Source organism: Paraburkholderia silviterrae (genome assembly GCF_004353915.1).
In the GTDB taxonomy this organism is placed as follows: Bacteria; Pseudomonadota; Gammaproteobacteria; order Burkholderiales; family Burkholderiaceae; genus Paraburkholderia; species Paraburkholderia silviterrae.
Genome location: NZ_SMRP01000016.1, coordinates 59,668 through 68,021, shown reverse-complemented (window position 1 = coordinate 68,021; position 8,354 = coordinate 59,668). Strand labels below are relative to the sequence as shown.

The 8,354-nt window shown below is 64.8% G+C and carries 7 protein-coding genes; 4 read left to right on the top strand and 3 right to left on the bottom strand.

Annotation, left to right across the window (positions count from 1 at the left end):
* Positions 1 to 453 precede the first annotated feature (453 nt).
* Positions 454 to 1,491, bottom strand: coding sequence for a TraB/GumN family protein (locus EYW47_RS26345; protein WP_165976681.1), 1,038 nt, complete (start codon positions 1,489 to 1,491; stop codon positions 454 to 456).
* 184 nt (positions 1,492 to 1,675) lie between these two features.
* On the opposite strand from EYW47_RS26345, the gene EYW47_RS26340 reads away from it, so the two are divergent.
* Both EYW47_RS26340 and EYW47_RS26335 read left to right on the top strand, forming a co-directional pair.
* The gene (locus tag EYW47_RS26340) at positions 1,676 to 2,587 is read left to right on the top strand and encodes a LysR family transcriptional regulator (protein ID WP_133197780.1); all 912 of its coding nucleotides are present in this window, start codon (positions 1,676 to 1,678) and stop codon (positions 2,585 to 2,587) included.
* A gap of 194 nt (positions 2,588 to 2,781) precedes the next feature.
* Positions 2,782 to 3,771, top strand: coding sequence for a zinc-dependent alcohol dehydrogenase family protein (locus EYW47_RS26335; protein ID WP_133197779.1), 990 nt, complete (start codon positions 2,782 to 2,784; stop codon positions 3,769 to 3,771).
* Here EYW47_RS26335 and EYW47_RS26330 read toward each other — a convergent pair.
* Entirely contained in the window at positions 3,768 to 4,871 is a 1,104-nt protein-coding gene (locus EYW47_RS26330) for a 4-hydroxyphenylpyruvate dioxygenase family protein (RefSeq protein ID WP_133197778.1), read from the bottom strand. The two genes, EYW47_RS26335 and EYW47_RS26330, sit on opposite strands and share 4 nt — an antisense overlap.
* A gap of 268 nt (positions 4,872 to 5,139) precedes the next feature.
* Here EYW47_RS26330 and shiA point away from each other — a divergent pair, with 268 nt between their 5' ends.
* The gene (shiA, locus tag EYW47_RS26325; RefSeq protein WP_133197777.1) at positions 5,140 to 6,462 is read left to right on the top strand and encodes a shikimate transporter; all 1,323 of its coding nucleotides are present in this window, start codon (positions 5,140 to 5,142) and stop codon (positions 6,460 to 6,462) included.
* A gap of 66 nt (positions 6,463 to 6,528) precedes the next feature.
* The gene (locus EYW47_RS26320; RefSeq protein WP_133197776.1) at positions 6,529 to 7,299 is read left to right on the top strand and encodes an IclR family transcriptional regulator domain-containing protein; all 771 of its coding nucleotides are present in this window, start codon (positions 6,529 to 6,531) and stop codon (positions 7,297 to 7,299) included.
* A 95-nt stretch (positions 7,300 to 7,394) separates the two neighbouring features.
* Here EYW47_RS26320 and EYW47_RS26315 read toward each other — a convergent pair whose 3' ends face one another.
* The gene (locus EYW47_RS26315) at positions 7,395 to 8,324 is read right to left on the bottom strand and encodes a phosphatidate cytidylyltransferase (RefSeq protein ID WP_133197775.1); all 930 of its coding nucleotides are present in this window, start codon (positions 8,322 to 8,324) and stop codon (positions 7,395 to 7,397) included.
* Positions 8,325 to 8,354: the final 30 nt, after the last annotated feature.

Below are 8,354 nucleotides of genomic sequence, written 5' to 3'. Positions count from 1 at the left end.
CTCATCCATCCGGCGGCGCTCCGCGCGCCGTGGGGCATAACCCAAACCGGTGGGGCGCACACGTTTTCGTAGGACTCCAATGCATTCAGCCAGCAGCGCGCCCGGTTTTCCTTGCAGACCCTTCCGCCCGCGCGTAGCGCGCGGCGGGAAGAATGAGCCCCTTGTCACTAAGGCGGAGTGTGCGAGGTGACGGATGCCCCGGAGCCGCTCCGATTGACAGGGCAGTGGGGGACCGCGTCACACTGGCGGTTTGAGCCGCTTTCTTTTGCCTACTTTTCTTTGCGGCTGCAAAGAAAAGTAGGTGCCGCCCCGCACAGGGGCAACGCATGCGGCCCGCCGCGAAAAGTAAAGGCCAAAGCCACGAAGAACCCCACCCAAACCGAGAAATCGCAATTTAAAAAAGCTCACCAGGCGTTCCTGGCACCGGCGGCGCAGTCGCTCCACGTGCCGCGCTCATGCATGCCCGGGCGTGATCGCATAGCCCGCCTCGCGCAAGCGCTGCAACAGCGACTGCGGGCCGAAGAAGTGCCCTGCGCCTACCGCCACGAGGATCGGCCCCTTCCCGTAGAAATAGCCGTCCTTCGCCATGGTCGCCGCAAAAATCTCGGTGCCGCGCACGAACAGATACTGACTGAAGTCGTAGTGGGCTGCGCTTTCGCCGGGCAAGCGCATCATGGCAAGGCGCTCGAGCGTTGCCACATCGCCGGCGGCCCACGCCGTCTGCAAGGCCTCATAGGAAATCTCACCCGGCGATGTGCCATGCAGTCCAGCGCATACGCCTTGCAGGAAGGCCTCCTGATCGTCTGAGGGCATGTCGTCGAAGAGCCGCATGGCCTGCTCCATCGTTTCCAGATAGATCAGTGGAATCATCCCGCGCCGCGCGATCGTCTCCAGCCGTTCGTCGATGCCGCGAAACACGAGCGGCGCGCCCGACTTCACGAAGTGCAGCCGCGTCGCCCCGGCCTTGCGCTGCCAGCGCCATTGGTGCAGGCGCACGGCCTCCACGGAGAATCCCGCGAGCCACGGCTTGGTCTGGAAGAACGCGTGGATATCGGCGCCGCTCTCGCGTGCGCAGCGCGCGAGCGATTCGGCCGTCATCGAATGCATGTGGTTCGAGAGGTTGTCGCGCGCGGGATAGAAGCCGATGCGCCTGATCGTTTGCGCGTCTTCAGGCGTGGGCTGCGTATGCGCCTCGAGCACGATCGCCTGCACGCGCTGCGCCAGCGCCGCCAATGCAGCGTCCACGCGCGGGTCGTCGCTCGCGAGCCCGTGGAGGGTCGGCAGCAGCAGCAAGGTGGGATGTCCCGGCGCGCTCGCCGTCCAGACCGGAGGACGGTATTCAGGTGTGCTTGCCGGAATGTGCGACTGAGCATGCGCCGCCAGATCGTCGGCAACCGGCGCCGTTTCAGGCGCAGGAGCGTTCGTCGCGCCGCTCGCGCTCGCCATCGCTGTCACCGCCAACAGGCCTGCGGCAGCGCGCGTGAGCACCATACGCCTGGACCTCGCGGTCCGCATCGCGCGGCGCAGCGTATCGGATATGCTCTCAGCGCTTATCATTGTTCGACCCCGCTTCAGGGGAAGCCCCGCTCGCAGCATAAGCCGCGTGGCGCCGCCCATCGGTGCGCGAGCGCACATGCGATGCTGCGCAACCGATCGACCGGCCCGAGGAGCGCCTATGGATCGTCTGCAAACCATGCAGATCTACGTGAACATCGTCGAGCGCGGCAGCTTCACGCAAGCCGCCGAAGCGCTTCAGCTGCATCGCCCCGCCGTCACCAAGGCCGTGCAGCAGCTCGAACAGGAGCTCGGCATTCGCCTGCTCAATCGCAGCACACGGCGCGTGAGCACCACCTCCGAAGGCGAGGCGTTCTACCGGCGCTGCGTGCAGTTGCTCGCCAACGTGAACGACACGTTCGCCTCGTTCGCACAGTTTTCGGAGCCGCGAGCGCAGCCGAAGGGCCGTCTGCGCCTGAACCTGGCCACGGCGTTCGCCAAGTCCGTGATCATCCCCGCCCTGCCCGAGTTCCAGCAGCGCTATCCGCAGATCGAGCTCGTCGTTGGCGCGAGCGACCAGCCCGTCGACTTGATCGGCGAAGGCATCGATTGCGTCGTGCGCATCGGCGAGCTCAAAGACTCCAGCATGGTCGCGCGCAAAATCGGCATGGTGCCGATGGTGACTTGCGGATCTCCCGCGTATCTCGCGCGCCATGGCGTGCCGCGCACGCTCGGCGACCTGCGCGCGCACAAGGCCGTGAACTTCTTCACCGGCCGCAACCGGCGCGTCATGGACTGGAGCTTCCGCGCCGCCGGCGAGAGCGTGACGCTCAAGCTCGACAGCAGCGTGCCCACCGACAATTCCGAGGCCCTGCTCGCGTGCGCGCTTGCGGGCTTCGGCCTCGCGCACGCGCTGCGCCCGGCGCTGCAGCCGCACATTGACGCGGGCCAGCTCGTGGAGGTGCTGCCCGGCATCGCCAGCGCGCCCAAGCCGATCTCCGTCATGTACCCGAATCGCGACCATCTGCCGGGCAAGGTGCGGGCGTTCGTCGACTGGATCTCGGAGTTCGTGGGACGACGCTATCCGGTCTGAATCCGCTCGCGCTGCAACCTTGCGCAACAAAATCCGCGCATTGTTATTGATCGAATAACAATGAGTAATCGCGCCGCGCGTTTATTCGCGGCGTGCGGCGGCCTACAGTAGTGCTCGTTCGAAACCGTTTGATCGAGCGCGTGCTGAGGCGGATCTGCGTCGCTCGCCCCGATCGCTTTCACAAGGAGTCCGATATGTCCAGAATCGTTCGCTTTCATCGCGTCGGCGGCCCCGAAGTCCTGCAGATCGACGAAATAGAAGTGCCCGCGCCCAAAGCCGGCGAAGTGCAGATCCGCGTCAAGGCCATCGGCCTGAATCGTGCCGAGGTGATGTACCGCAGCGGCGCATACACGTATGCGCCGCGCTTTCCGGCCATCGTCGGCTATGAGGGCTCGGGCGTGGTCGAGGCCGTGGGCAGCGGTGTGAGCGGCTTCGCAGTGGGCGATGCGGTGAGCGTCGTGCCCGCATTCTCGTTCCTCGACTACGGCATGTATGGCGAACGGGTGAATGCCCCCGCCCATGCCGTGGTGAAGAACCCCGCCGGCCTCTCGTTCGAGCAAGCCGCCGCCACGTGGATGATGTACACCACCGCGTGGGGCGCGCTGATCGAACTGGGCGGATTGAAACAAGGCGAGGCGGTGCTGGTGGGCGCGGCGTCGAGCAGCGTAGGTCTCGCCGCGATCCAGATCGCCAACAGCGTGGGCGCCGTGCCAATCGCGCTCACGCGCAGCGAGAAGAAGCGCGAGGCCCTGTTGCAGGCGGGCGCGAAACACGTGATCGTGGGCGACGGTCCGGAGTTGACGAAGCAGGTGCTCGAGGCAACCGGCGGCAAGGGCGCGCGCATCGCTTTCGACCCGGTGGGCGGCCCCGAAGCGGCGCATCAGTTGCGCGCGCTCGCGCAGCAAGGGCTGTTCTTCCAGTACGGCGCGCTCGACATGCACGACTTGAGCGTGCCCGTGATGGATCTGCTCGCCCGCCACCTCACCGTGCGCGGCTACGAGCTCTTCGAAATCACGAAGGACGCCCCGCGCCTCGAACGCGCCAAGCGCTTCATTACCGACGGCCTCGCCTCCGGGACGCTTAGGCCTGCGATCGATCGCACGTTCCCGTTCGAGCGCATCGCCGACGCGCATCGCCACATGGAGGCGGGCGACCAGGTGGGCAAGATCGTGGTCACTGTCTAATTGGAGCGCGCCTTCGCGAGCACGTCGAGATTGCCCTCGCCAAAGCCATGATGGCCGCTGCGCTGCACCACCTCGAAAAAGATCTCGCCGGTGCGGCGCTTCACGAAGGTCTGGAAGAACAGGCGCGGCACGCCATCCGCGCCAATCTCGCCGTCGATCAGCACATGGCGCTGGCGCAGCGCGTCCAGGTCGACGCCATGGCCCGGCAGGCGTGCATCGACCGAATCGTAATAGGCGGCGGGCGGCTCGACGAATTCCACGCCATTGGCCTTCAACGCGTCGATGCAGGGCACGATGTCGTCGGTCGCGAGCGCGATGTGCTGCACGCCCTCGCCCGGGTGATCGGGCAGGTAGTCGTGCATGAGCTCGGTACGGTGCGTGCCCTCCTCGTACACGGGAATGCGGATCTCGCCGTCCGGCGACACCATCACGCGCGACTCCTGGGCCACGTGCCAGTTCGCGTTGATCTCGTGGATCTCGCGGAAATGCAGCAAGTCGCGGTAGAAGTCGAGCCATTCGCCGATGCGCCCCGCGCCCACCGTCTGCGTGAGGTGATCGACGCGCTTGAGGCCGGTGCCGCCGTGTTCGAGATCGGCCTGCGCGGTGGCGACGTCGATGGGCCGAAAGTCGATATCGAAGATTGAGATGTCGCCCACGCCGCCGCGCTGGCCGCCTCGCCCGCGCCAGCGGTCGACGAAATAGATGTGCGAGTCGCCGATGCCCTGAATGGCCGGAATCCTGAGCTCGCCGGCGCCCACGCGCTCGCCTTCGAACGCCCACGCGCCCTGCCGCAGCGCGTGCTCGAAGGCGCGCCGCGCATTCTCCACGCGCACGCCGATCGCGCAGATGCCCATGCCGTATTCCTCGGCGTAGCGCGCGGCGAACGAGTCGGGCTCGGCATTGACGAGGAAATTCATCTGGCCCTGACGATAGAGCGTGACGTTCTTGCTCACATGGCGCGCGATGGCCTTGAAACCCAATTGAGCGAGCTGCGCCTCAAGCGCCGCGGGCTCCGGCGCTGCGAATTCGACGAACTCGAGACCGGCCATGCCGAGCGGATTGGCTGGATCCGGCGCGGCGGAACGGGAGTTGGACGACATGCGGAAGGCTCCTGAGACGGACGGAAAAGACTGCGTGCCAATTTTAACCAGATCGTACACAACGCCCAAGGCTGAGGCCCGGCATCCCCCTCGCCAGCCTTGGTGCTAACCCGCAAAACGTTCGATAATCGCACCATTGTGGGCGATTATCGCGCATCGCGGGCGCCCGGTGCATTGCCCCGGCGCGCATGCGGTCCTATGCTCCGTTTCACCGTCGCGGCCCCCCAAGCAAGCGGCTTTGCATGAGACCAGCGCAAGGAGACACCTCATGACCCCTACCCTCGACACCACTCGCGCGGCCGAACCGGCCAACGCCAGCCGCTCGCGCAGCCAGGCGAGGAAGGCCGCGCTCGGCAGCTTCGTTGGCGCCGTCGTCGACTGGTACGACTTTCTGCTCTATGGCATTGTCGCCGCCCTCGTCTTCAACGCGGAATTCTTTCCGCACATCAGCCGGAACATGGGCACGCTCGCGGCCTTCGCCACCTTCGGCGTGGGCTTCCTGTTCCGGCCGCTCGGCGGCGTGGTGTTCGGCCACTACGGCGACCGCCTCGGGCGCAAACGCATGCTCGTGCTCACCGTCATGATGATGGGCCTGTCCACCGTTGCGATCGGCTTCTTGCCCACCTTCGCCTCGATCGGCTGGTGGGCGCCGGTGCTGCTCGTGCTGTTCCGCGCAACCCAGGGCTTCGCCGTGGGCGGCGAATGGGGCGGCGCGGCGCTCATGGCCGTGGAAAGCGCGCCCGCCGGCAAGAAAGCGTTCTACAGCAGCGGCGTGCAAGTGGGCTACGGCGTGGGTCTCGTGCTCGCGACAGGCATTGTCGCGCTCTTGAGCCACCTGCTCGGCGAAGCGGCGTTTCGCTCGTGGGGCTGGCGCCTGCCCTTCGTCTTCAGCGTGGTGCTGGTGCTCGTGGGCCTGTGGGTGCGTTCGAGCATGGACGAGTCGCACGAGTTCGTGGAGAAGGTCGAGCACGGCCATCGCAAGCTCAAGATGCCGGTGCTCGAAGCGCTCACGCGTCATCCGAAAGCGTTTCTCTACATCATCGCGCTGCGTCTCGCCGAGCTCTTCACGATGTATATCGTCACTGCATTCGCGCTCAGCTATTCGACCGCCAACCTCGGCCTCTCGCGCGATCTGTTTCTCGGCATCGGCCTCTTTGTCGGCGCGCTCTCCTGCGTGACCATCCCCTGCTTCGCCTGGCTCGCCGACCGCCTCGGCCTGCGCCGCATCTATCTGATTGGCGCGTTGATCGGCCTCGCGAGCGCGGTGCCGTTCTTCCTCGCGCTCGAAGCACGCTCGACCGTGTGGATCGTGATCTTCTCGGTGGCGCTCGCCAATATTGCGCACGATATGGTGGTGAGCGTGCAGCAGCCGCTCTTCACCGAGTTGTTCGGCGCCGAATACCGCTACAGCGGCGCGGGCGTGGGCTATCAATTCGCGAGCGTGGTGGGCGGCGGCTTCACGCCGTTCATCGCCGTGGCGCTGGTGGGCATCGGTGCCGGCTCGTGGCATCTGGTGGCCGCGTACCTCGCCATCGGCTGCCTGATTTCGTTGATCGTGGCCGCGGGCATGAAGCCCGCGCAGGCGCAGTAAGCACACGATCGCTCAACGGTTTGCAATCGAGGCCGGGCGCATGCCCGGCTTTGGCGTTCTCTACTGATGAAAACTACGACGCTCGCCAAACGCGACTGGATCGCCGGCCTCGAAAAAGGCCTCGCCATTCTCGAGGCCTTCGACAATCAGCACGCGCGCATGACCGCGACCCAGGCGGCAGAACGCACCGGGCTCTCGCGCACCGCCGCGCGACGTTATTTGCTGACGCTCGAATCGCTGGGCTACGTTTATACCGATGGACGCTTATTCGGCCTCACGCCGCGCGTGCTGCGCGTGGGCTGGTCGTACTTCGATTCGGCGCGCCTGCCGCGTACCGTGCAGCCGTATCTGCAGCAACTGAGCGCGACGCTCAACGAGTCGGCCTATGTGAGCGTGCTCGACGGCTGGGAGCTCGTGGTGATTGCGCGCAATGGCGTCTCGCGCGTGATGACCACCGGATTCGTGCTTGGCGCGCGCGTGCCCGCGCCGCTGATCTCGCCGGGGGTGGTGCTGCTTGCGTATCAGGAGGATCAGCAAGCGGTTTCGGCGTGGCTCGATACGGTCGAGCTCGCGCCGTTCACGCCGCATACGATTACGAGCGCCACACGGCTACGCGAGAAGATCGTGCGAGCGCGCGCGGATGGCTATGCGCTCATCGAGCAGCAGTTGCAGGTGGGCGTGAGAGGGGTGGCCGTGCCGTTGCGTAATCGCAGCGGGGAAGTGGTCGCCGCGCTCAGCACCAATATGTCGATTGGAAACGAAGACGCCGAGGCGGCAGTGAAGCGCGTGCTCCCGCATTTACAGGAGACGGCGCTGGCGATGTTGAATGTGTTGTGAGGGGATGGGTGAGCGCACAACCGTCCTCTCACGAAACAGCTTTAAAACACCTCGGATATCTTGGGCATGCCGGATATTTCCCTCTCCCCGATTGCTTAGGTGTAGGCGAAACGCACGAGGTGGAAGAACACCGGCGCAGCGAAGCAGATCGAATCGACGCGATCGAGCACGCCACCGTGGCCCGCAATCATCGTGCCCCAGTCCTTCGCGTCGAGCGAGCGCTTGACGGCAGAGAGCACAAGTCCACCAATGAAGCCGGCAATCACAATCGCAAGCGAAATGCCGAAAGCAGCACCAAAGCTAAACGGCGTTACACGATAAAGTGCAGCACCGCACAACGTCGCAAGCAGGCCGCCTCCTACAAAGCCCTCGACGGTCTTCGAGGGCGACAGGCGTGGAGCAATTTTGCGGCGTCCGAAGAGCTTGCCAACCACATACTGCAGCACGTCGCTGATCTGCACGACGACAAGGAAAAAGAATAGCAGCAGAGCGTTCTGCCCCGCGTAATGAGGTATGTCCAGGATGAGCACTGCGGGAGCATGGCTCAACCCATAGACGCAGACCATCAGCGCCCAGTTGATCTTCGCGTTGCGGCTGAGGAACTCGCGGGTGTCCTGCGTGAGCGCGGAGACAAGCGACATCGCGAAGAACAGGTGCACAGGCACGAAGATCGAATACATTCCATACCAGCCGATCGCGAGCAGCAGATACTGAACCGGAATCGCAATAAAAAATGCGATGAAGAGCGTGGTGTGATCGCTCGCCGTCGTTGGTGTAAGCGTGATGAACTCGCGCAGCGTCAGGTAGGAGAGCAACGCAAATACACCATAGGTCACGTTGTTTCCGAGGCCGATTGCGATCGCCATCACCGCGATCATCGCCCACCAGGCATGAATGCGCTGGTTCAGGTTGACGATCGTCGGATTCTCGCCGCCGCTACGCGCGCCGAGAACCGCCCCAACGACGGTTGCAACGGTGAGCACGGCAGCAACGCCGCCAACCAGTTCCCAAAAGAGTGTGCGCATATCGATGTCTTGATGTAGAGGGAGAGGCCG